General features: G+C 52.5%; 18 protein-coding genes and 1 pseudogene. 4 read left to right on the forward strand and 15 right to left on the reverse strand.

What is annotated here, in order from left to right; genetic code table 11:
* Nucleotides 1–221: 221 nt before the first annotated feature.
* Nucleotides 222–1,130, forward strand: a pseudogene (locus HQN87_RS18325) (transposase); the annotation flags it as partial.
* A gap of 120 nt (nucleotides 1,131–1,250) precedes the next feature.
* Here the strand turns inward: HQN87_RS18325 and HQN87_RS18330 are convergent.
* Genes HQN87_RS18330 through HQN87_RS18345 form a run of 4 tightly spaced genes read right to left on the reverse strand, consistent with a single transcriptional unit; the run spans nucleotide 1,251 to nucleotide 5,792 of the window.
* Nucleotides 1,251–2,186, reverse strand: coding sequence for an AraC family transcriptional regulator (locus HQN87_RS18330; protein ID WP_173136403.1), 936 nt, complete (start codon nucleotides 2,184–2,186; stop codon nucleotides 1,251–1,253).
* A gap of 47 nt (nucleotides 2,187–2,233) precedes the next feature.
* Entirely contained in the window at nucleotides 2,234–3,163 is a 930-nt protein-coding gene (locus tag HQN87_RS18335) for a carbohydrate ABC transporter permease (RefSeq protein WP_173136404.1), read from the reverse strand.
* Between the two features lie 12 nt (nucleotides 3,164–3,175).
* Nucleotides 3,176–4,129 carry an ABC transporter permease gene (locus HQN87_RS18340; RefSeq protein ID WP_173136405.1) on the reverse strand — a complete coding sequence of 318 codons (954 nt, stop codon included), beginning with the start codon at nucleotides 4,127–4,129 and terminating at the stop codon, nucleotides 3,176–3,178.
* A gap of 28 nt (nucleotides 4,130–4,157) precedes the next feature.
* Nucleotides 4,158–5,792, reverse strand: coding sequence for a type 2 periplasmic-binding domain-containing protein (locus HQN87_RS18345; RefSeq protein ID WP_173136407.1), 1,635 nt, complete (start codon nucleotides 5,790–5,792; stop codon nucleotides 4,158–4,160).
* Nucleotides 5,793–6,130: 338 nt separating this feature from the next.
* Here HQN87_RS18345 and HQN87_RS18350 point away from each other — a divergent pair, with 338 nt between their 5' ends.
* The gene (locus tag HQN87_RS18350; RefSeq protein WP_173136409.1) at nucleotides 6,131–7,099 is read left to right on the forward strand and encodes an S-layer homology domain-containing protein; all 969 of its coding nucleotides are present in this window, start codon (nucleotides 6,131–6,133) and stop codon (nucleotides 7,097–7,099) included.
* Nucleotides 7,100–7,184: 85 nt separating this feature from the next.
* Here the strand turns inward: HQN87_RS18350 and HQN87_RS18355 are convergent, their stop codons facing one another.
* The 10 genes from HQN87_RS18355 to HQN87_RS18400 form a co-directional block, all read right to left on the reverse strand.
* Nucleotides 7,185–7,937, reverse strand: a complete 753-nt coding sequence (locus tag HQN87_RS18355) for a hypothetical protein (RefSeq protein ID WP_173136411.1) — start codon at nucleotides 7,935–7,937, stop codon at nucleotides 7,185–7,187.
* A gap of 84 nt (nucleotides 7,938–8,021) precedes the next feature.
* The gene (locus HQN87_RS18360; protein WP_173136413.1) at nucleotides 8,022–8,936 is read right to left on the reverse strand and encodes a GNAT family N-acetyltransferase; all 915 of its coding nucleotides are present in this window, start codon (nucleotides 8,934–8,936) and stop codon (nucleotides 8,022–8,024) included.
* Nucleotides 8,937–10,507: 1,571 nt separating this feature from the next.
* A complete protein-coding gene (locus HQN87_RS18365) occupies nucleotides 10,508–12,736 on the reverse strand; it encodes a Tex family protein (RefSeq protein WP_173136415.1) in 2,229 nt (742 codons plus the stop codon).
* A gap of 453 nt (nucleotides 12,737–13,189) precedes the next feature.
* Nucleotides 13,190–14,401, reverse strand: a complete 1,212-nt coding sequence (locus tag HQN87_RS18370) for an MFS transporter (protein WP_173136417.1) — start codon at nucleotides 14,399–14,401, stop codon at nucleotides 13,190–13,192.
* Nucleotides 14,402–14,458: 57 nt separating this feature from the next.
* Nucleotides 14,459–15,067: a TetR/AcrR family transcriptional regulator gene (locus HQN87_RS18375; RefSeq protein WP_173136419.1), complete on the reverse strand. Its 609-nt coding sequence runs from the start codon at nucleotides 15,065–15,067 to the stop codon at nucleotides 14,459–14,461.
* Nucleotides 15,068–15,473: 406 nt separating this feature from the next.
* Complete coding sequence (locus tag HQN87_RS18380) at nucleotides 15,474–15,824, reverse strand: type II toxin-antitoxin system PemK/MazF family toxin (protein WP_019913013.1); 351 nt, start codon at nucleotides 15,822–15,824, stop codon at nucleotides 15,474–15,476.
* A 3-nt stretch (nucleotides 15,825–15,827) separates the two neighbouring features.
* Nucleotides 15,828–16,109, reverse strand: coding sequence for a CopG family ribbon-helix-helix protein (locus HQN87_RS18385; protein ID WP_036697455.1), 282 nt, complete (start codon nucleotides 16,107–16,109; stop codon nucleotides 15,828–15,830).
* A gap of 212 nt (nucleotides 16,110–16,321) precedes the next feature.
* Nucleotides 16,322–17,503 carry an alanine racemase gene (alr, locus tag HQN87_RS18390; protein WP_173136421.1) on the reverse strand — a complete coding sequence of 394 codons (1,182 nt, stop codon included), beginning with the start codon at nucleotides 17,501–17,503 and terminating at the stop codon, nucleotides 16,322–16,324.
* Nucleotides 17,504–17,682: 179 nt separating this feature from the next.
* Complete coding sequence (locus HQN87_RS18395) at nucleotides 17,683–18,765, reverse strand: LolA family protein (protein ID WP_173136423.1); 1,083 nt, start codon at nucleotides 18,763–18,765, stop codon at nucleotides 17,683–17,685.
* A 233-nt stretch (nucleotides 18,766–18,998) separates the two neighbouring features.
* Nucleotides 18,999–20,198, reverse strand: coding sequence for an MFS transporter (locus HQN87_RS18400; protein ID WP_173136425.1), 1,200 nt, complete (start codon nucleotides 20,196–20,198; stop codon nucleotides 18,999–19,001).
* Nucleotides 20,199–20,350: 152 nt separating this feature from the next.
* On the opposite strand from HQN87_RS18400, the gene HQN87_RS18405 reads away from it, so the two are divergent.
* Complete coding sequence (locus tag HQN87_RS18405) at nucleotides 20,351–20,926, forward strand: TetR/AcrR family transcriptional regulator (RefSeq protein WP_173136427.1); 576 nt, start codon at nucleotides 20,351–20,353, stop codon at nucleotides 20,924–20,926.
* A 3-nt stretch (nucleotides 20,927–20,929) separates the two neighbouring features.
* On the opposite strand, the gene HQN87_RS18410 is transcribed toward HQN87_RS18405, so the two are convergent.
* Nucleotides 20,930–21,115, reverse strand: a complete 186-nt coding sequence (locus tag HQN87_RS18410; protein WP_173136428.1) for an aspartyl-phosphate phosphatase Spo0E family protein — start codon at nucleotides 21,113–21,115, stop codon at nucleotides 20,930–20,932.
* Between the two features lie 237 nt (nucleotides 21,116–21,352).
* Between HQN87_RS18410 and HQN87_RS18415 the strand changes: the two genes are divergently transcribed.
* Nucleotides 21,353–22,477, forward strand: coding sequence for a stalk domain-containing protein (locus tag HQN87_RS18415; RefSeq protein WP_173136429.1), 1,125 nt, complete (start codon nucleotides 21,353–21,355; stop codon nucleotides 22,475–22,477).
* Nucleotides 22,478–22,499: the final 22 nt, after the last annotated feature.

Genomic DNA, 22,499 nt, shown 5'->3' on the forward strand with positions numbered 1-22,499 from the left:
TACCAAGAAATAGACGTCTCACTAGGCGATGAGACGTCCAAGAAAAACCCGTTGGATCGGTACGTGCAATATATCCAGCAGTTAGGATATAGCGTGCAATTAAATCCTATCCAATAGTCTCCCCTTTTTCAAAAAAAACGAAACGTAATTTTGGGGCGGTGGGTCTTTTTTTGTCAAAATCCAGTCTGCGGCGCATTTTCCGATACTTTTATTTTCGTATTAAACCCAAAGACAAGCCCCTGAAAAAAGCCGTTCGGAAGTTGCGTAAGGATTTGCTCCCTCGACTGCAGAAGTACGAACGATATCAAAAGCTGCTTGGGGACCGGAACAGTTTCAGCAAGACCGATCCAGAGGCAACGTTTATGCGGATGAAAGAAGACCACATGCGAAATGGCCAGCTGAAACCGGCATACAATGTGCAAATCGGGACCGAAAACCAATTTATTTTAACCTACAGTATACATCAAAGACCAACCGACACCCGCTGTTTAGAGCCGCATCTGGAAAAATCCCAGCAGATCCTAGGAAAATGGCCAAAGACAGTCATTGCGGATGCAGGCTACGGCAGCGAAGAAAACTACGCCTATCTGGAAAATAGAGGGATACAGGCGGTGGTGAAGTACGGTAGTTACCACAAGGAAAAAACTAAAGCCTGGAAAGCGAATGTTGGTAAAATCGAAAACTGGACATACGATACAGGCGAGGATCACTGGGTGTGCCCAGCTGGGAACATGCTGCGTTTCCAAAGGGAAAGCAAGGAGACCCTAGAAAGCGGCTATGAAATTCGCAGACGGCATTACCGAAGCAGCTCCTGTGAAGGCTGCCCTCTAAAGGAGCGTTGCACGAAAGCGGCAGGAAATCGGGAGGTGGTCGTCAGTCTGGAACGGCTGCGATACCAGAACCAGGCACGGAAAATTCTACGGAGTGAAGAGGGCTACGCCTTGGCCGTACGCCGAATGACGGAGCCGGAAAGTGTATTCGGACAACTGAAGAACAACCGGGGGTTCCGGCGATTTCTGCTTCGCGGCATGGAGAAAGTGACGCTTGAGGTCGGGTGGCTTTCCCTTGCACATAATCTGCTGAAGCAAGCCGCCAATGACCAAAAACGCAGAGCAGCGATCCTCCAATAACGGGAGAATCGCTGCTCTGCTCACTTTTTGTAGCATTAAGAATATGAAGAGAACGGTCTTCCGCCGTAGAAAATCTACTTTTGGGACAGCCCCTTTTTTTTGGGATCTATTCTGCTCCGTCTACCGGTTCTGCCTAAGTCTCTTCCGGTAATCCATCGGCCGGCAGCCGTAGGTTTTCTTGAACATCTCCGTGAAACGGTTAACATTGCTGAAGCCGGTCATCCCGGAGATCTCCATGATTTTCTTATCTGTGGTTTCCAGCAGGCTCACCGCCTCCGAGATCCGGTATTCGTTCAGGAAGTCCATCGGAGACAGGTCGAATTGCTTCTTCATGAAGCGGCAAAAGTACGATGGGCTCATATTGACCTGCTGCGCCATATCGGAGAGTGTGATCCGCTTGCTGTAGTTCTGCTGGACGTAGGCCAGCGTTTTTTTGGCCAGCATGGAACTGTTGCCGCCCCTGGACTGCCCGGGCAACCCCGTAGGCGGATACTCGGCCGCACACTTCTCCAGACGACACAGCACCTCGAACATCCTCGCCTTGATCAGCATCTCATAGCCGTGAGCCTCCTGCTGATAGAGATCCCGCACTTCCTCCAGCAGTGGAATAAGCCGCAGCTTCTCCTCCAGCTCCCGCTTGATCAGCAGCGGATAACGGCGGTTATTCAAGAACAACGGGAAGACATACTGCTGCTGTATCTGATCATTCTCCAGGCTGGAGAGGAAATTGAAGTGCACCAGCACCGCGCAGAAGATAATCTCCTCCTGATTCAGCCGGATCGCAGAATGCAGCATATTCGGCTGAATGAATACCACCTCTCCGCTCTGCACGACCATCTTCTCTTGCCCCACATGGAACTTGGCCGCCCCCTTGACCATGAACAGCAGCTCCAGCTCTTCATGCCAGTGGGAATACAGCACCAGATTATTCATGGGAGGTACCTTGGTCACATGCACGCTCATGCGGAACTGTCTGCTGCCATGAGTAAGTTTCTCTTTCATATCCTGAGAGACGGGCTCGCCGATGGGTTCCAGCAGTTCAAGCGTTTTTTTCACCGAAGTTCTCTCCCTCCCGGCCCGCAAGATGCAGCCCGCAGCATGACTCAGCCTTTCACTGCACCGATCATTACACCCTTCTCAAAATACTTCTGGATAAACGGATAGATAATCAGCACCGGCACCGTCGATACGATAATGACCGCATATTTGATCTGATCCGCGAACTGCTGGGCATAGCTGCCCGCACCGGCTCCCGCACCTGATCCGGCTCCGCCGGCGAACGCCTGATTGGACAGCAGAATATTGCGGAGGACAATCTGCAGCGGCTGTAAGCTATCCGTATTGATATAGAGCAACGCGTTGAAGAAGTCGTTCCAGTGACCGACCATATAATAGAGCGTAATGACTGAAATTACCGCCTTGGACAGCGGGACCACAACCGATACGAAGTAACGGAAATGCGAGCAGCCATCCAGGGTAGCCGCTTCGTGCAGCTCTTCCGGAATTGAAGTCTCGAAGAACGTTCTCGTAATAATCAGATTGTAAACGCTAATCGCTCCATTCACAATCATTACCCATGGCGTATTGAGCAGATTCAGATCCCGGATCAGCAGATAGGTAGGAATCATGCCGCCGCCGAAGTACATCGTGATGACGAATAGCGGCATAATGAACCTGCGTGCCTTGAACTTCCGCTGGGACAAGGCATAAGCCGCAGGAAGCGTAACCAGCAGATTCAGCAGTGTGCCCAGCACCGTGTAGATGATCGTATTCATATATCCCTGCCAGATCCGGGTGTCCTTGAAAATCTGCTCATAGCCGTAAAAATTAACCGCCTTCGGCCATAAAATAACCTGTCCCTGGTTCACCATGGTGGAGTTGCTGACCGAGGCGATGATGATGAAATACAATGGATAGGCGACCATCACGAACGCTGCAATGCTTATAACCGCAACTACCAGCGTATACAGCCTGTCTGCAATCCCGCCCGAAACATTCAAGCTTTGTGAATGAGACGCTTGTCGGCGTGACATCCCATCCCCTCCTTACATCAGACTTATTTTTGAAGTTTTTTTGGCCAGTGCATTCGCCAGCATCAGGAACGTAAAGTTAATCAGGGTGTTGAATAGTCCGACCGCTGAACCGAAGCTGAACTGGTTGGATTTCACGCCTACGTTGAACACATACGTGGAGATGACCTCCGAGACCGGTTTGTTGAGACTGTTTTGCATCAGAAAAGTCTTCTCGAAGCCCACACTGAGGATGCTGCCCATATTCATAATTAGCAGGATAATAATCGTCGGCAGGATGGCCGGAAGCTCCACATGCCAGACCGTCTGCCAGCGGTTGGCCCCGTCAATTCTGGCAGCATCGTACTGCTGTGAATCCACCGAGGAGAGGGCTGCGATGAAGATAATGCTGTTCCAGCCGCACGCCTGCCAGATGGCAGAGATCACATACACAGGGACGAAGGCGCCGGGATCACCGATAAGATTCGTATCCGCAGGGATCAGATGCAGCGCTTTCAGGAAGCCGTCGATCAGTCCGGTGGTAGGAGACAGCATAATCTGCAGCAACGCTACCAGAACTACGGTTGAAATGAAGTAAGGCATATATACGGTAGTCTGGAGGATGCGCTTGCGTCTGTTGCTGCGGATCGAGTTGACAACCAGCGCCAGCAATATAGGCATCGGAAAGCCCAGCAGGATGGAGAAAAAAGCGATGATAAAGGTATTTCTCAGCGTGGGCCAGAACATCGGGCTGGTGAAATATTGCTCGAAATATTTAAATCCGGCCCAGTCTCCCCCCGTCAGCCCTTTGCTGAAATCAAATTCACGGAAAGCAAGCTGAATGCCATACATCGGACCATAGCAGAATATGGCGATATAGATAACCGCAGGAAGCACCATCAGCCATAGCTGAACATGCCCGGCTTGCTTACGTAACCATCCGTTCCCGCGAAGGGTCTGAGGCGGCACCGTCGTCTGTGCTGGTTTCATTTAAGAGCGCTCCTTCCATTCAAGTCCGCTATTTCAAGGTCGAGAGATATTCCTCATAGGCTTTTTGACGGATTTGCAGGTTCTGCTCAAGACCGGAGCTATTGACGGATGCAACATACGCGGCCCATTCCTTCTCGATATCTACCTTCGTTGTCAGCCAGTTGGCCCACTTCTGATCGGTGATATTATTAATGTTCGCCTGATTCATAGCCAGGGTATTGGTGTCCTCCGTACTGTATTTCATGAAGTTCTGCGGATAGACATTCGTTTTCTGGTCCGCCTTATTCAGCAGCTCGTCATAGACGGCTTTTTCTTTGAGGACATTCTGCATATCCGAGCCGAGAGTCAGCTTGTCTTTCAGCGCATCGGCAATATACATCGGACCGTTGTCGGCGAATGAATTCGTCCATTTCCAGGAGCCCGGGTCAAGCGAAGCATCCGCCGGAGGAAGAACCTCATAGGTGCCATCCCCGTTGTCCTTCATGCCCTTGTCCGTGTCATTCATCCCGCCAAACAATACCTGCAGGCTGACAACCGGCTCATAAAAAGCATCAATGAAACGGATCGCGGCTTCCTTGTTCTTCGAGCTGGCACTGACCGACACGGCATTGGAGCCGTAATTCTGATAGTAGTAATCATCGCTCCAGTACAGCTCATCTGTAGAGTCTGCATGGTGCTTAAGCTGCGGCAAAGTAATATACTGATCCTTCAGCTCGTTGCCGAAGCGGTCCCCCGTCTCCCAGCCCCAGGTAAATCCGACTTTGGCAGTAGCGCCGCTGCCCCGGGCAACGGACTGGAATTTGGAGTAATCCTGTGTGACGGCCTCTTTGTTGATCAGGTTCTGGCTGTACAGCTTCTGCAGGAATTGCATCAATGTCTTGAACCGCTCATCCACGTAGAAATTCTTAACCTGCGCCCCTTCCGTGAAGTAGCCGTCGCTTGCCCCATTGGACAGAGGAAGCCCCAGGCTGCCCAGCAGCAGCTTCGGCGTGAAGTCCCAGCCTATCGGATTGAAGTCCATCGGAATCTCATCCGTCTTATCCCCGTTCTGATTCGGATCTCCGTCGCGGAAGGCAATCAGCACGGCTTCAAGCTCATCCCAGGTCGTAGGCACCTGAAGGCCCAGATTGTTCAGCCAGGTTTTATTAATGAACATGGAGGCCGTGGAGCCGGGCCAAATCCCTTTATATCGCGGAGTGCCATAGAGCTTACCGTCAATTTGTGTAGCAAGCGTTTTCAATTCCGGGTGCTCGCTGAACATCTTTTGGATATTGGGTGCACCTTGGTCGATCAGCGGACCTAAGTCCTCAAATAATCCGTTGAATTGGACGAAATCCGAATTGGACGTAGCATTAAACAGCAAATCTGGAATTTCACCGCTGGCAAAAAGAGCGCTTTTCTTCTGATCCCAGTCGGCGGAGATCTGCTGCCATTCGATGTCTACGTTCGCCTTCTCTTCTAAATCTGTAAGCCATTTCATTTCCCCGACGTCTTTGGTGAGCGAGTGCTTCACAATAATGGCCTTCAGCTTCGTCTTCCCCTCCGGTGAGCTGTTGCCCGAATCCGGCCCATCCGAACTATTCTCCTTGCTGCTGCAACCCGCCAATGATAGTCCCGCCAGACAGCCTGCCAAAAGTAAGGCAAGAACACTCTTTTTTCTCATTTAATCTACCCCCTCAGATGGAATATAAGAATTAACAATTTATACATTTAATTCTTTCTTTATTAAGGTAAGCGTTATCATTATTATAATTTTTCTTCTTGCCCATGTCTCACCGTATATTACCTTTTAATCATCGTATTTTGACCTTTTTGGCAGAGAGAATGTGATATTACAAGGGTTCTACCGGCTTGAAGTAGGTGAAAATTGACACATAGGGATTCTTGCGAGGAACAGGAATCACTTGTGCGCGGATGGAGAATAATAATTCCTGTTTATGTAGCTCTGACTGCAACCTTTTACCCCGTAATGCCATCTAAGAGTATACGAGGTGAGGCACAATGAAGAATAAATCTTTCCAGATGCGTACTGCAAAATTCACTCTGGCATGCAGCATTCTGGCGTCAACGGTAACTTTCGGAGCATCGGCTTCTGCCTTTTCGGATCTGAAGGGCCATGCTTCCGAATCCAAAATCAATGCCCTTCATCAAGAGGGCGCCCTTAACGGAGTGACCAGCGATAAGTTCGCACCGAAATCCAAGCTGACTTATGCCCAAGGCCTGCAGTTCATTGTAAGCGGCCTGAAGCTCTCTCCGCAGAACACCTCCGGCAAGCAAGCCGGTGATTACTTCGACAAAGTGAAGAATACGGCCTGGTATGCCCCCGCATTCCTGACGGCCAAAGAGAGCGGCTTGCCGCTGGACAGGTCCATTGATCCTAACGCCGTCATGACCCGTATCCAGTTCGCACATTTGCTGCTTCAGACGCTCCAGAACAAAGGGGACTTCGCGTATACGGAGAGGTACGCAGAGATTTCGGACGGCGGCAAGCTATCCGCCGCGGAGATGAACAGCCTGCAGATCCTGGTCAACACCCGGCTGATCGCACTGGAGAAGAATAACACCTTCCGTCCGAATGAACCGGTTACCCGCGCGGAGGCTGCGGTATGGGTCTATGATGCCGCCAAATTCGCCAAGGAAGTGATTAACATGGATAACAGCAATACAGCTCCCGCTTACACCTACGAAGCCGCAGTTACGCTGGACAAAGCCGCAACTGGTGTGAACAAAGCCACTGTGACTGTCTCCAATCTGCCGAACCCGGGGTACGGCCTGTTCATTGAACGGATTGAATTCGGCGCGGACCACACCGCAGTGATCTACTTCAGGGTGACTAAGCCGGCTCCCGGTTCCATGAACCCGCAGGTAATCTCGGCAGGCACCGCAGTCACTTATCTGCCGGAAGGCTACACAGCAGTAGCCCAACCCGTAGCAGGCCAGGAGACTTCGACCACTCCTCCAGTTAGATAAGTTGATATTTATATAAAAACAGCGCACCGTCCGGACATCCGGCGGTGCGCTGTTTGCAGTTGGTTCTATTCACATGCTGCGGGAATCAGGGAGTCCACTGATCGTGGATAATGCCAACCAGCGTGTGGTCCTGGCCGATTTTCTCAAAAACCAGACGCAGGCTGCTCCAGTCCATCCCCTCTGCCGAAGGATCTACACCGGCAATGTGATATTCTACGAAATCATGGCTGTCTGCAGGGTATACCTCCCTCAGATTGTTGAGTGTCGTCCCTTGGCCCAGACCCTGGTTCAGCGCAATCTCAGCCTTGCCGGCGAAATCAGCATCGTACACAAAGTCTTTGTAGTAGTCGGCAAAGGTTAGCTCAATGATCTCGCCAGTACCCGCGAACTCCCGCCATTCCCGCTTGCGGGTATCCTGCATCGCCTGTTCGAGCTCCTCCCTGCTAAGCACAACGTCCCGCTTCGTATCGACATAGGCGTAGGGGGAGAATCGTACTCCGCGCTCCGGGTGCACCCAGGCCGCCAGCGTCTCCATATTGCCGCTCTTCAGTGCCCGCATCACCGTTGCTGCCGCTTCCAATGCTGTAGGCGGGGTGCCTTCCTCCGGCGGTCCGGGATCTTCCGCTACCGGCGGTGCTTCCGTGGCCGCAGGACTTGGAGCAGCCGTTGATGAAGGTGCCGGGGAAGACGCGGTCTCCGCAGGTGCCAGCGTAGGGGCCTGAGTCTGCTCTGGAGCAGACGTAGCTTCCGGCGCCGTATTCTCTGCAGAACCGCAAGCGGCCAGAACCAGCGTTAGAGCCAGCAGTGCAGTAAAACCAATAGTTCTGGATGTATTCATGAACCTGCAATTCCTCCTTATGATGCTATTCTTATTCTATTTAGACGCTTGCCGGGCGGAGATAGTTGCAGGTTGATTGCTCCCTTACCCCAGCTCCGTATAATATCTGATCTCCTGCCGTCCCGTCTGGAACCCGACTGACTTATATAGGGACAAGGCCGAGTCATTGTCCGTCAGTACGACAAGCTGCGCCTGCTCCAGCCCCTGCTCCTTCAGATACGACAGCGCATGGCTCAGCAGAGCCTTGGCGATGCCCCGTCTTCTCCAGGGCTCACGGACAAATACATCTTCAATAATGCCGGTCTCTTCTTCCTGCCAGACCATCAGACTGCCGGCTACTTGGCCTGCATCCCTCACAACAATGGAGGTCCAGAGCGGATGCTCCTGGTATTCCAGCAGACGTTCCATACCCAGTGGTGTATCCGGCCAGATTTCAGCCTCCAGCTCCAGATAAGCCTCTCTCTGCTCCGGTGAATCCAGCGGAGCAAAAACCGCCTCCAACCCTGAATCGGGCTCCGCCGCCGCTATAGGTTCATTCAAGTCACGATGGAGCGTATACAAGCGGCTATACGGCAGGTAACCCAGATGCTTGTCAAAATAAGTATGGTAGCTCTCCTCCGCAGCATAATTCCCTGTACACAGAATTGTGCCATATTCCCTGGACAGCGTACCGCGCAGTTCATGTGCCCGTTTCAGCAGACGGGAGTAGAGGCCGTCCAGCAGTTCAAGATCCTTTTCCCGTCCGGGCAGCGTCTTCAGATTCATAAAAATCTTGTGTTTGCTCTCTGCCGCCCGTCCCGGAGGTACCACATTGAAGATCTGTAGCTGGCCTTTCGCCACCATCTTATCCCCCTCAAAGGCGCAGAACACATTCTCCCAGTTCTCCTCGTCCCCCACCCACCAGAACAGCACATCCTCCTGCGCCGACACCAGCGCGTACATCTCCCCAAGTGCCTCCATATCGCCCTGCTCAAACTGCCGGATCCTTCTGTTCACCATTTCCATCCCGCCACCTTGTCTCTAATTTCCCCCATCCTACCACTTCCAACGCTCATCCAGTTGATCCTAAACGACTATAGTTGTTTTCTACTGTTGCTCGTTTAACATAACCTTATATTGTTCCGTTCAGACTACTTTCCTGGGACATATCGGGAGCAACGTGGTGCACTTCTGCTCTTCGTTTGCTCATTTGGCATGTAGCCGCTGCATTCTGGTGCACTATTGCTCTTCGTTTGCTCATTTGGCTCGTACCCGCTGCATTCTGGTGCACTATTGCTCTTCGTTTGCTCATTTGGCTCGTAGCCGCTGCATTCTGATGCACTATTGCTCTTCGTTTGCTCATTTGGCTCGTAGCCGCTGCATTCTGGTGCACTATTGCTCTTCGTTTGCTCATTTGGCACGTGTCTCTGGCTTAGTCATTGGGATTTATCCCTCTCATTCCCACATACCGTCCACTTTCGGTGGGACCAGAGGGATTTATCCCTCTCATTTCCACATACTATCCACTTTCGGCGGGACCAGAGGGATTTATCCCTCTCATTTCCACATACCGTCCACTTTCGGCGGGATCAGAGGGATTTATCCCTCTCATTTCCACATACCGTCCACTTTCGGTGGGACCAGAGGGATTTATCCCTCTCATTTCCACATACTATCCACTTTCGGCGGGACCAGAGGGATTTATCCCTCTCATTTCCACATACTATCCACTTTCGGCGGGACCAGAGGGATTTATCCCTCTCATTTCCACATACCGTCCACTTTCGGCGGGACCAGAGGGATTTATCCCTCTCATTTTCCCATATCGCCTACTTTCGGCGGGATCAGAGGGATTTATCCCTTTCATTTCCACATACTATCCACTTTCGGCGGGACCAGAGGGATTTATCCCTCTCATTTCCACATACCGTCCACTTTCGGCGGGACCAGAGGGATTTATCCCTCTCATTTCCTCGTTCCGCCCACTTTCGGCTTGACCAGAGGGATTTATCCCTCTCATTTCCCCGTACCGCCTACTTTCGGCGGGATCAGAGGGTTTCTTGGGATATCTTAATTTCTTATACAACCAAAACGGCTGCGCTCCTAATGAAGGAAGCGCAGCCGGGGCTGCTGGTTGATTAGTTGGTTGGGCCCTAAAGTTTGTACTATAGCTAGTGCTCTGGTTTATGCTTTGGTTTGTACTTGGTTTGCACTTGGTTTGTACTTGGTTTGTACTTGGTTTGTACTTGGTTTGTGCATTGGTTTGTACTTGGTTTATGCTTTGATTTGTAGTTTGTGTTCTTGTTTGTACTCTTGTTTGTACTCTTGTTTGTGCTCTTGTTTGTGCTCTTGTTTGTGCTCTTGTTTGTGCTCTTGTTTGTGCTCTTGTTTGTGCTCTTGTTTGTGCTCTTGTTTGTGCTCTTGTTTGTGCTCTTGTTTGTACTTTGGATCATACTTTGGTTCGTGCTCTGGTTTTACTTGGTTTGTACTTGATTTATACTTTGGTTTGAACTTGTAGTTTGTACTCTTGTTTGTACTTTGGTACTTGGTACCTGCTTTGTTCTCTTATAGTACCCTGATTCGTGCTCGCCTTACTTCCCGCTGCCCGCGGCCTCACGAGGCTGGCGCATGGTCAGGCTGACGCGGCCTTTCTTCAGGTCTACGCCCATCACCCATACGGTGACATTGTCGCCAACGGAGACTACATCCATCGGGTGCTTCACGAAGCTGCCGCTGAGCTGGGAGATATGGACCAGCCCGTCGTTCTTGATCCCGATATCGACAAAAGCGCCAAAGTCGATCACGTTGCGCACGGTTCCCTGCATCTCCATGCCGGGCACCAGGTCCTCGATCTTCAGCACATCCGTGCGGAAGATCGGCAGCGGCAGCTCCTCGCGCGGGTCGCGGCCCGGGCGCTGCAGGCTCTCCAGAATGTCGCGCAGCGTAGGTACGCCGACCTCCAGCTTCGCCGCCAGCTCTGCCGCATCCTGGGCACTCAGCTGTGCTGCAACCTCCTTGCTGCCAAGCTGCTTCACATCCAGCCCCAGCTCGCGGAACAACCGGTCCACCACCGGATAGGATTCCGGGTGGATCGGCGTGCGGTCCAGCGTATTGTCCCCTCCGGGGATACGCAGGAAGCCGATGCACTGCTCGTACGATTTCGCGCCCAGGCGCGGAACCTTCTGCAGTGCCTTGCGGGTAGAGAACTTGCCGTTCTCTTCGCGGAACTTCACAATATTCTTGGCGATCGTCGTATTCACTCCCGCCACATAGGACAGCAGGGAGGCCGAGGCGGTATTGACGTCGACACCGACGTGGTTAACCGCCGACTCCACGACGCCCTTCAAGCTCTCCTCCAGATGCTTCTGCGACACATCATGCTGGTACTGCCCGACACCGATGGCCTTCGGGTCAATCTTCACCAGCTCCGCGAGCGGGTCCTGCACGCGGCGGGCGATGGAGGCGGCGCTGCGCTCCGCCACATCCAGATCCGGGAACTCCTCCTGCGCCAGCTTGGAGGCCGAATACACGCTGGCCCCTGCCTCGTTGACGATCAGGTAGGCCAGCTCCGGGTTACCGACCTCGGCAATGACCTCGGCCGTGAACTGCTCCGTCTCCCGCGAGCCGGTGCCGTTGCCGATCACGATGAGCTGGATGCCATATTTGGCAATCAGCTCCTTGAACTTGGCCGCCGCCTCTTTCTTCTTGTTGTTCGGCGGCGTCGGATAAGTGACCGCTACCTCCAGCAGCTTGCCGGTATCGTCCACTACGGCCAGCTTGCAGCCGGTGCGGTAGGCCGGGTCGACACCAAGTACATGTCGTCCCTTCACCGGCGGCTGCAGCAGCAGGCTGCGCAGATTTCCGGAGAAGATGGAAATCGCTTGCGTCTCCCCCTTTTCCGTCATCTCCCCGCGCACCTCGCGCTCGACGGAAGGGGCCAGCAGCCGTTTGTACGCATCCTCGGTCACCGCTTCGAGCAGCTCCTTGACCGGGGAAGGCCCCTTCACCAGCTTGCGGATAATGAACGCATGGATCTTGTCGGCCACAACCTCAATGCCGACCTTCAGCACATTCTCCCGCTCCCCGCGGTTGATGGCGAGAATACGGTGCGGCGGCATTTTGTGCACAGGCTCCCGGTACGAATAATAATTCTCGTATACACTCTCCTGCTGCGCATCCTTGGCCTCGGAGACGAGAATCCCCTGGCTCGCCGTATACTGACGCACCCACGAACGGATTGCAGGATCATCGGCAATATTCTCGGCAATGATGTCCATCGCCCCTTGCAGCGCAAGCTCCGCACTATCTACACCTTTGTCTGCATCAATATACTTAGCGGCCTCTTCCAGCGGAACACCCTGCCGGCGCTGCTCCATCACCCAATCCGCCAGCGGCTCCAGTCCCCGTTCCTTCGCCACACTTGCTCTTGTCTTACGCTTCTGCTTGAACGGGCGGTACAGATCCTCTACTTCCTGCAGCTTGACCGCTCTCATGATCTGCTCCTGCAGCTCCGGGGTCAGCTTGCCCTGCTCCTCAATACTGCGGATAACATCCTTCTTGCGGTCACCCAGATTGCGCAGATAGCCCAGCCGTTCTTCGATGTCACGCAGCGCGTTCTCATCCAGCTCCCCGGTCATTTCCTTGCGGTAGCGGGCGATGAACGGAATGGTATTGCCTTCATCCAGCAGCCCCACCGTAGTCCGCACCTGCTTCAGGCTGATGCTCAGTTCCTTCGCAATGGCTGCAAGTATCAATTCCTGCTCCTGACGGGCAGCAGCATCCTCTGCTGCCTTCCCCGCCTGATTCGTATCAACGCTCAAGTAGATCCCTCTTTCTATACACAGTCTGAGTTCATAGCTCTCTACTGAAATACTATCACAGTTTGCCGCCGGACCAAAGTCCGGCACCACCAGGCAGGCATACAGAATTCAGCAGCAGGCAAGTGGACAAACGTATCTTAATTCGCCGATTTCTGAGAAATATGCTTGAACAAGTGGATAAACAACATCTGCTATAGAGCGTTTCCCCTATTTCGGCTGAAAAGAGATTATTAAATGCCTTTTATCCACTCGCTGTTCCAGCAGCATTCAATCGTTCATCAGCAAGTGGAAGAAATCCAGCTATCTTCGACCGAAATCCAGCTATCTTCAACCCTTAAGTTTATATACGAAATACGGCTACGCCGCCCCTTCCGGGATGACATAGCCGTATTCTTATTTTATAGGAATTTTTATCTTATTGGCATGTAAAGTGGTCTGAATCCCTCTCCAATGTTACCGTACCACCGGAATCCCCTTGCTTCTTCTCCGTCTGCCATAGCTCACTGACAACAGGAAGCTGAGGAACATGACCAGCGCAGCCGCCGCATAAGGGAAATTCAGATTCATATCGAACAGGATGCCCGCTACAATCGGTCCGGCAATGTTGCCAAGGCTGGTATACGCGGAATTCATTCCCATTACAAGGCCCTGCTGCGTCTCGTCCGCCATCTTGGACAGTTGTGTCCCGACAGCCGGGCGAAGGATATCCATGGCGAGGAACACAACAAAGGTCACAGATACAATCGCCACGAAGCCATGCACGAACAGCGTCAACAGGATCGACAGGCCCGAGACCAGCAGACAGGCGGAAATGACCCGGCTCTCCCCGAACTTGTTCAGAATCCAGCTGAATGCGGTAACCTGTACCACAGCCCCGGCAATCGAGCCAAACGTCAGGACAAACGCAATATCCTTGGGCGTGAACCCGAATTTATGATCCACAAACAGTCCGAATACCGTTTCATAGTTAGCCAGCCCGAAAGACAGTACGAATACAATAATAAGTCCGAAAAAGTAAGGCTCACGATAAGAGCGTACAAGCTGGAGAATTAGATTATCCTTATTCCCCTTCTGGTCTCTGGCTTCTTCACGCAGCTCCGCCGAACGCGATTCCGGCAGGACGATTAACGTAATGACGGCCACAATCCCGGCAGCACCCGCAGCAACGAAGAATGGAACACGGATGCCCAGCTCGGCCAGATAGCCGCCGATTCCCGGCCCGATGATGAAGCCCGTAGTAATGGCCGCATTGATGAAGCCCATACCTTTGGCCCGCTCCTCCGAGGAGGTGGTGTCCGCCACATAAGCCATAACAGCAGGCATAATCATCGCTGCACCGATCCCGCCAAGCATTCTCGAGACGAACAGCACCCATGATGCGTTAGCCAGACCGAACAGAAGCTCCGAGAACGCAAACACCACCAGACCGCCGACAATGATTTTTTTGCGGCCCATTTTGTCCGAGAGTCTTCCGGCGAAGGGCGAGACCAGCAGCTGAGTCAGCGAGAATGCGGCCACCAGCAGCCCGACCATACTCCCGCCGATACCCAGCTCGTTCATATAGGTAGGCATAATAGGGACAACCAGACCGATCCCCGTAAACGCCAAAAAGATATTCAGCATGAGAAGCAGCATCGCTCCCCGGTTCCTTAACAGTAATGACATTGTGATTCCCTCCGAATTTCCTAGATTCATCTATCTATATCTATCTGTATCTGTTGATTATCGTTCCCCGGCGCGTATCCCCTGCAGCAGGATCTGAACGGCTGCACGGTAGTATGCCCTGATCTCCTCACGGGTATTGGCGATGGTTGTAATCTCATTGACCCGGCCGATTCCTTCTAGCATCCCGCTGAGTGTGATTACACAGCTCTCCAGATTCATGTTGTTCAGGTACCCGGAATCCATTCCCTCCTGCAGCAGCTCACGGCAGACCCGTGCAACCAACTCATAGATCTGCGAGAGACGCTGGCGGATATCGTCCGGAAGTGTGCGGGATCTGGCGTATTCCTCCAGTGCGTGAATCAGCGGATTCTGAAAATCATTCGCATAATGATCCCCCAGCGCGAACAGGCGGGCTTCCGTTCCGCTGAGCTTGCTCTTCAGCTCCTCCCACTCACAGATCCATTTCTGTGTATCCTCTTCCACCACATGCAGGAACAACTCATCCTTACTGGGAAAATGGTGATATAAACTGCCCTTGCTGACCTTCGCAGCCAGGCAGACCTCATTCATGCTTACTGCTCCGTAGCCCTTTTGCGCGAATAGACTGGAAGCATTGTGCAGAATACGGCTTTTGGTTTCTTCTCCATCTGAACGTCCTCTGATCATTACCCCTCCTCTAGACCGACCGATCGGTCCAATTATATCACGCAGATATAACCTTACACAACCCCGGCTGAAATATACCCAGCAGCACCCGTAACAGATGTTTATCCATCATTCCGTCTATCACTTTACGTATATCCATACACGCAAGTGGAAACGGCATTGCCGTCCTTTTTAAAGGACGGTACCGTTTCAGCGAGAAAGATAAGGATAATTATAGCGCGAAGCATATAAATTCTTATCTTTTTAAATAACCCCACAAAGTGGGGCTTTGCTTCGATGTTTACTCAGGTACTTTGCGGGGGCCCAAAATATATAAATTCTTATCTTATTAAAAAAGGCAGCACCGGGATTCATCCGGCCTGCCTTTTGTTACGATTATTGATGTTCGATCCAATCCCCGGAGGGTTCAGAAATCAATCAGCCCCAGGCTGATTTGCAGCGAATCATCCACCAGCTTCATGGTCTCATCGTCCAGGTGGGTGATCTTATCGGTCAAGCGTTGTTTGTCAATTGTCCGAACCTGCTCCAGCAAGATCACGGAATCCCGGTCAAAGCCATGTGCAGCCGCATCAATCTCTACATGCGTCGGCAGTTTGGCCTTCTGGATCTGGGCGGTGATAGCTGCCACAATCACAGTCGGGCTGAAGCGATTGCCAATATCGTTCTGAATGACCAGTACCGGCCTTACTCCACCTTGCTCAGAACCTACAACCGGTGAAAGGTCGGCAAAAAAAACGTCGCCGCGTTTAACAATCAATATTTACACCCCGCTTACTAAGCGGCCAAGAGTACTGTCTGCATCTTCCTCCGCGAGAAAGGCCTCGCATGCCATGGTCAAATTAATCTTAGCCATTTCCATATAGCCACGCTGCATGGACTCACGGATGGTACGTTTCCTCCGGTCGCTCAGATACAGCTTCATGGCCTGCCTGATCAATTCACTACGGTTAGAGTTCTCCAATTGAACGATCCCATCTACTTCCTGCAAGAGATGATCGGGCAAGCTGATCATGATTCTTTTGGTGTTCTGCAAATTGGCCACCTTCTCTTCCACCCCCACAAACCTTCTGCCCTTGTGTTCCAGTGTTACAATATACAAGGAATTTTATACAAGGAATATATGCCGCCAGTATATCAAGTATGCTGCATCCCATTATAAACTAGAAATGGCGGTTCGTATAGACTATAAGTCACATGCTCTATACGGTACGTTCCTTATATTCAATTCCTCTACTGGGTAATCTGGTCAGGGGCTTAAGCCTGCAGCAAGGGATTCACAAGATGAGGCGGTGTACCGCTGCGTACATATACGCGCGGTACCCGGTGAGCCAGCATACAGATAACTTCGTAGTGAATCGTCCCTAAATGGAGCGCCAGTTCATCTGCCGTGATCGACTCGGTTCCCTGGCGGCCGATGAGTACAACCTCTTCGCCTGCTTGGATTTGTTCCGCTTCTGCAGCGAAAGATTTGAGTGATACCATACACTGGTCCATGCAGATGGTTCCGACGACAGGAACGCGGCGTCCGCGTATAAGCACCTCCGCTTTGCCTGTTAGCATGCGGGAATATCCGTCAGCGTACCCCACGGGGAGCGTAGCGATGATCTCATCGCCTGCCGTGAAGTACCGGGTGCCGTAGCTGATGCCTGAGTCAGGCGGCAGGGTCTTGATATAGACAGCCTGCGTCTTCAGCGTCATTACCGGGTGTAGAGCCACCAGCTCACGGTTCACCTCAGCCGAGGGGTAGAATCCGTACAAGCTTATGCCTACACGCACCATGTTAATGGATAGGAGAGGTGTATCAATGGCCGTAGCGCTATTGCCCGTATGTATGATCGGGATCTTAATGTCCATGTCCCGAAGCGCTTCCACCACGTTCATGAATCGTCGGTACTGCATGAGTGTATAGCTTTTGACACGTTCGTCTGCTCTGGCAAAATGGGTAAACATGCCCTCCAGCTCCGCCTGTGCTACAGAATGCACTTCAGCGATGAATGCAGGTGCATCCGCCGGCAATAATCCCAGCCTGCCCATTCCGCTGTCAATCTTGATGTGTACCTTCAGCCGGTGCTCCGGGTCTACAGGAAGCGCTCTAACCGCCTCCAGTACCTCCGGTGTGAACAGTGTAACGGTAACATTGTTCTTCCAGGCAACGGCTATTCCTTCCGGTGAGGTGTAGCCCAGCACCAGAATAGGAAGTAGTATTCCCGCCTGACGCAGCTCCAATGCCTCATCCAAAAAGGCAACACTGACATAATCCGCTCCAAGCCGCTGGAGCTCCCGCGTTACTTCCACGGCTCCGTGTCCATACGCATTTCCTTTGACGCATCCCATGAACTTGGTCTCCTGCGGCAATGCCGCGCGGAAAGCCTCGTAATTGGCACGCAAGTCATCCAGGTTAATCTCGGCAACTGTCGGCCGATAGCTTGCCCCCACTACAGGTCACCTTCTTACATTGTAGTAAAACATCTCTGCTTTTTTCGCACAGAATCAGAAGTCTTACTGCAATGGTAATGCTCGGGAAGGCCGCTGTCAATGTGAGCAAAGGTAGCAAAAAACGGACACTGCGGGTAGAGGAATGATTCCCACCTTGCGCAGTATCCGCCCACTGAACTTTATTTACCCGATTGTTCCTCCATAGAAGCGGCTATTTGCATCATTTCCGTAACTGGCAGATTTGCGCTTGTAATCCGGTACTCCACGCCCTCGCTCATCCAGGTCAGTGTCTGCTGCTCATCCCCGCTAAGCAGGCCGACCGTGAACCCGAGATCAATCAGTGATCCTGGAGCCAGTGATACCGCACGGTCCAGCGGACGGGCTTCCATAATCGTATACTGGTAAAGCCCGTCATAACGAATCAGCACCGCATGATCCTTGCTGTCTTCAATTTTGTTGGTATCCTTCAGCTTCACGCCGGCCGGGATATAATCCGGCTCAATGATGCCGAAGTCGCCCTGATCTGCTGTAACCGGTTCTCCGGTCTCTTCACCGTCTGCAGGGACCACCGGGTTGCCGTTGATGTCCACTTCAGCCATCGTGTTCTCGGAAGGGCTGCCGGCCGCCATATTCTTTTGCATGTCAAAAGAATCTGCGGTGAACTCCGGATCAAACTTGAAGCTGTCGAAGCTCACGTTCACCACAACCTTGGCTTCAGAGTCTGAGACCTGAACCTGCTTCGGCTCATACGTCTTTTTGGCCAGCCATATCTTCTGACGGACCAATGCGCTGCTCTGGTAGTTCGCGGCTACCTCAAATACATAATTATCCCCGTCCTCCACGAACTGGCGGTTGTTGTCGGAGACAATACCCTTGAGCAGCGTCTGGTACAGGTATACCTGACCTTGTTTGTCCGGCCAGTCGCTCTGGAAGCGGAAGCTTTTGCCAAGGCTTGGGGTCAGAACGAATACGCCCTCATCATTGCGCAGCACAATCTGCTTCACATCCTTCTGGACATTCGACAGGCTGATCCGGTAGTACGAAGGATTCTTGTACCATACCTCCACCTTGTATTCCTGCGGCTGCTCCCCGGTGTACAAGGTCATTGTGCCTGAGCCCTGATAAGCTCCCTGCTTGCTCTCCAGCTTGTCAGACACATTGTTCAGATCCTTGACCACAGAGGCGGCATCCTTCTTCCCGCACCCCGTCAATACTAAGGCCACGCTCATAATGATCGCGAGTACCCATGTTATCCGGCGCATGACATCATCCCCTTAACCTGTTTTGAATGCATTGATTAGTACATGTCTATGAGGGACTTGGCCCCAATATGCAGACGGGCATGACAAGCTTGAAGAGAAGTATTTCTTCCCGGGCGGATTTTCAGGCAAAAAAACACCAGAGCCGCATTCCCTCTCGGGCTGCAGTCTGGTGTTACAGAGAACCGGAGTCCTCTGCCTACTCTATTCTGATCTGGAATTACCCGCTATGCCGTTTATAGCTCCTTCTTCTCCGTCAAGAAGTACACCAGTGCCAGCGCCGGAAGCGCCAGCCCGATTAAGGTGGTCAGATTCCAGCCGCCATAAGCATAGGCCCAGCCGCCCAGCGAGGAGCCGACAGCCCCGCCTACAAAAAAGATCGCCATAAACAATCCGTTCAGCCGCCCCCGGGTCTCATTGCCTAGTGAATAAATTGCCCGCTGCCCCAGAACCAGATTACCGGACACACTCATATCGAGCAGAATGGCCGTAAGCACCAGCAGACCGAGTGTAAGATTGGAGGAGTCCCGCAGCAGATAGGCCAGAATGAAGGAGACCGCCGCCAGTGAAATGCCAAGACCGGTCAGCAGTCTGGTCCAGCCCTTGTCGGCCAAGCGGCCCGCAATGGGCGCGGCTACCGCTCCACCTACTCCGGCCAGAGCAAACAGGGCAATTCCTTGCTGGGACAGGTGATAATAGCTGGCCAAGTGAAGGGGAACCGTTGTCCAGAACAGGCTGAAGGCTCCGAATAAGCTGGCCTGGTATAATGCCCGGCGCCGCAGAACCGGGGTATGCATGAACAGTGTGCCCAGGGAACGGATCAGTTGCCCGTAATTCAAGGTAGGAACCGGCTTGCGGACCGGCAGAATACGGGACAGGAGAAGCGTCAGCAATGCAGTTACTACAGCAGAGACCATAAATATAGATTTCCAGCCCCACAGTCCGGCCATGAAGCTGGCTACCGGACGGGCAAACATAATTCCCAGCAACAATCCGCTCATTACGTTGCCGACCACCCGGCCGCGAGCTTCCTCAGTCGCCAGATAGGAAGCATATGGAACCAGGATCTGCGCTGCTACGGAACCCAGCCCGATCAGCAGGGAGGCTGCAAGGAACAGCGGAGCATTCGGCGCCAGGACCGCCAGGGCCAGTGCGGCTACCACCAATACAAGTGACGTCACGGCGAGCCGCCGGTTCTCGATAATATCACTCAGCGGGACAATGAACAGCAGCCCGGCCACGTAACCGATTTGTGTCAGCGTAACGATCAGCCCCGTCGCCCCGGCCGACAGATGAATCGCCTGCCCGATTGGTCCGACCAGTGTTTGCGCATAATAGAGATTCGCCACAATCAGTCCGCAGGAGACGGCCAGCAGAAAAGTGATCCAGCCGGGAACCGCTTTTTGAATCACAGGAGACGCTGTTTGTTGTTTCATTATGAATTCCACCTTTCAAATTTAAATACTGAACGTTCAGTTCAATAATTACCATGACCAAATAATATACTATACGTTCAGTATTGTAAATAGGCAATTTTATGTTATACTCCAGTTATAGTTGGTCAAGCTCTATTATAGGAGGAATCGCAATGGATAAGAAGAGAGGCCGCCCGCGCAATACCGAGGCGAAGAACGCTATTCTAAATGCTTCATATGATTTATTGCTGGAGATGGGATTCGGTGCAGTTACCGTGGAGAAAATTGCGGAGCAGGCCCAGGTCAGTAAAGCAACGATCTATAAATGGTGGCCCAATAAAGCTGCTGTCGTGATGGATGGATATCTTTTTGCCGCGTCTGCCAGACTGCCCTTACCGGACACCGGCTCCGTGAAGGAGGATATACTGATTCATGCAGGGACCCTTGCCCAGTTCCTGACCAGCAGGGAAGGCAAAGTCATTACGGAGCTGATTGGTGAAGGGCAATTCGATGCGGGACTAGCCGACGCTTACCGGAGCAGATACTTCGGCCCGCGCCGCCAGGAAGCCTGGAAGCTGCTTGAACGGGGTATTGCCAAGGGGGAATTGAAGCAGGAACTTGATATTGGGAGTTGTATCGACTTGATCTATGGCCCTATTTTTTACCGGCTGCTGTTGACCGGGGATGAACTGAGTGAAGCCTCTGTCAGATCCCTGGTGTTACTCGCATTTGAGGGGATTGAAGCCTGACCGCTATTCCATCCTGGAATCCCGGTTTTTGCCGGAAGGGTCTGCCTTGTGATATTCATTAATCAGCTCATCCAGGATTCTGGACTGTCTGATGACGCTGGGATGCAGCCGGCCGTACTGCTCTTCCAGCTGATTCAATCTGATCCGTTCTGCTTCTATATGCTGCACGATCGCTTCCAATTGATCCATTTATATACCCTCCTGCAAGTATTCTATAAGGATATGGCGAATTGCAGGGGAGCTGGCACAGTGCAGCATGGACTGGAGCGGAGAGCGCATCTTTGTTGAAGTCCGGTGATAGGCTATGTGCCTAGAACAGGTCCGTAACAGGCTTGTCTTATCTTTGTTATCAGAACGTGACCCGCAAGCGGAGTTTTTCATTTATAATATAATGGATTGGAATTTCCAGACTCCGGAGGTTATCTTATGAAAAAATTAATTGCTGCTTCCGCCATCGCCCTGCTCTTCGCAGGCCATGCGGCAGTATCATCCATAAATATTGCCCATTCTGCCCCTGCCCCCCTATCCCTTGTTGTAGACGGACAAGCCGTCCTTCCCCAAGCTCCTCCCTTTCGGTCCAATGGAGTATTATATATTCCGGCCCGTGCTCTGCTGGAGTACTTCCCTGTACAACTGCAATGGAATAACAGCCGCAAGCAGCTTACGCTTTCGACCTCCTGGGACAAAACTGTTCTTACACCGGGCAGCGCTTCCATGCAGGTAAGTTATACGCAAACGGACGGAGGTTATAATGAAGAGCTGGACGCCCCAGTCCTGTTGAAGGCCGGCCGGGTCTATATCGCGGCAGCTAGCTTGGACTCCCTTACGGGAGCGGTCACGGAGCTGAAGACGGGAGGAAGCCGGGTTACCGTTACACCGGGCGATGTCAGCACAACTGTCAGGGTCCCCGCAGCCCCCCTTGCTGTCGCAGACAATAATGCCAAGGTGAAGCTGTACGCCGCGCTGAAGGACGGCAATACCTACAAAGGATTCATCCTTGAAGTGAACGGCCGCAAGCAACGCTTCAACTGGAACGTACCCCGGGATTACTCACATCCGCCCCAGCTTTTCTACGCTGATATAGATGCTGACGGCAAACCGGAGGCAACGGTTGTATTCACACTCGGCACCGGAACCTCAGTGGTCGCGCAGGAGGTTCATGTCGTTAAGCCGGAGCAGTGGAAGGAACTCTCCGTGCCTGCTGCGGACAAAGCAGCAGCCGCCGCTGTATCCTCCAGTATTTCCATAGATCAGAACGATGTCCTGCTGAAGCTCGATCTCAAAGGACCCACGCCCTCCAAGGTGACGATGAGAATTCCGGACCGTGCGGAGGACGGGCTGAAATATTTTGGCAAAACAGCGGCGATTGGTGCGGTCACCTATTACACGGTGGAGAAAAACAAGCTGCTCGCCGATACCAGCCTGATGCTAGGCATGAGCGAGAGCATGGGAACACTGAGACTGGAATACAAAGCAGGACTAACGGGGATGGAGTCTGGCTCCATTACTTTTGAGCCGCATGATACCACTGAAGCATTCGTTGAGAAATAATCCGCTGCGGAAGGAGCCGCTT

Origin of the sequence: Paenibacillus tritici (assembly GCF_013204885.1) — a bacterium.
Classification (GTDB): Bacteria; Bacillota; Bacilli; order Paenibacillales; family Paenibacillaceae; genus Paenibacillus_AQ; species Paenibacillus_AQ tritici.

What these genes read in the sequence shown, in the direction of transcription:
- HQN87_RS18375 (WP_173136419.1), bottom strand. Translation starts at nt 15,067, where the DNA reads ATGATCAGAGGACGTTCAGATGGAGAAGAAACCAAAAGCCGTATTCTG.
- HQN87_RS18370 (WP_173136417.1), bottom strand. Translation starts at nt 14,401, where the DNA reads ATGTCATTACTGTTAAGGAACCGGGGAGCGATGCTGCTTCTCATGCTG.
- HQN87_RS18395 (WP_173136423.1), bottom strand. Translation starts at nt 18,765, where the DNA reads ATGCGCCGGATAACATGGGTACTCGCGATCATTATGAGCGTGGCCTTA.
- HQN87_RS18415 (WP_173136429.1), top strand. Translation starts at nt 21,353, where the DNA reads ATGAAAAAATTAATTGCTGCTTCCGCCATCGCCCTGCTCTTCGCAGGC.
- HQN87_RS18335 (WP_173136404.1), bottom strand. Translation starts at nt 3,163, where the DNA reads ATGTCACGCCGACAAGCGTCTCATTCACAAAGCTTGAATGTTTCGGGC.
- HQN87_RS18350 (WP_173136409.1), top strand. Translation starts at nt 6,131, where the DNA reads ATGAAGAATAAATCTTTCCAGATGCGTACTGCAAAATTCACTCTGGCA.
- HQN87_RS18405 (WP_173136427.1), top strand. Translation starts at nt 20,351, where the DNA reads ATGGATAAGAAGAGAGGCCGCCCGCGCAATACCGAGGCGAAGAACGCT.
- HQN87_RS18400 (WP_173136425.1), bottom strand. Translation starts at nt 20,198, where the DNA reads ATGAAACAACAAACAGCGTCTCCTGTGATTCAAAAAGCGGTTCCCGGC.
- HQN87_RS18410 (WP_173136428.1), bottom strand. Translation starts at nt 21,115, where the DNA reads ATGGATCAATTGGAAGCGATCGTGCAGCATATAGAAGCAGAACGGATC.
- HQN87_RS18360 (WP_173136413.1), bottom strand. Translation starts at nt 8,936, where the DNA reads ATGGTGAACAGAAGGATCCGGCAGTTTGAGCAGGGCGATATGGAGGCA.
- HQN87_RS18355 (WP_173136411.1), bottom strand. Translation starts at nt 7,937, where the DNA reads ATGAATACATCCAGAACTATTGGTTTTACTGCACTGCTGGCTCTAACG.
- HQN87_RS18340 (WP_173136405.1), bottom strand. Translation starts at nt 4,129, where the DNA reads ATGAAACCAGCACAGACGACGGTGCCGCCTCAGACCCTTCGCGGGAAC.
- HQN87_RS18345 (WP_173136407.1), bottom strand. Translation starts at nt 5,792, where the DNA reads ATGAGAAAAAAGAGTGTTCTTGCCTTACTTTTGGCAGGCTGTCTGGCG.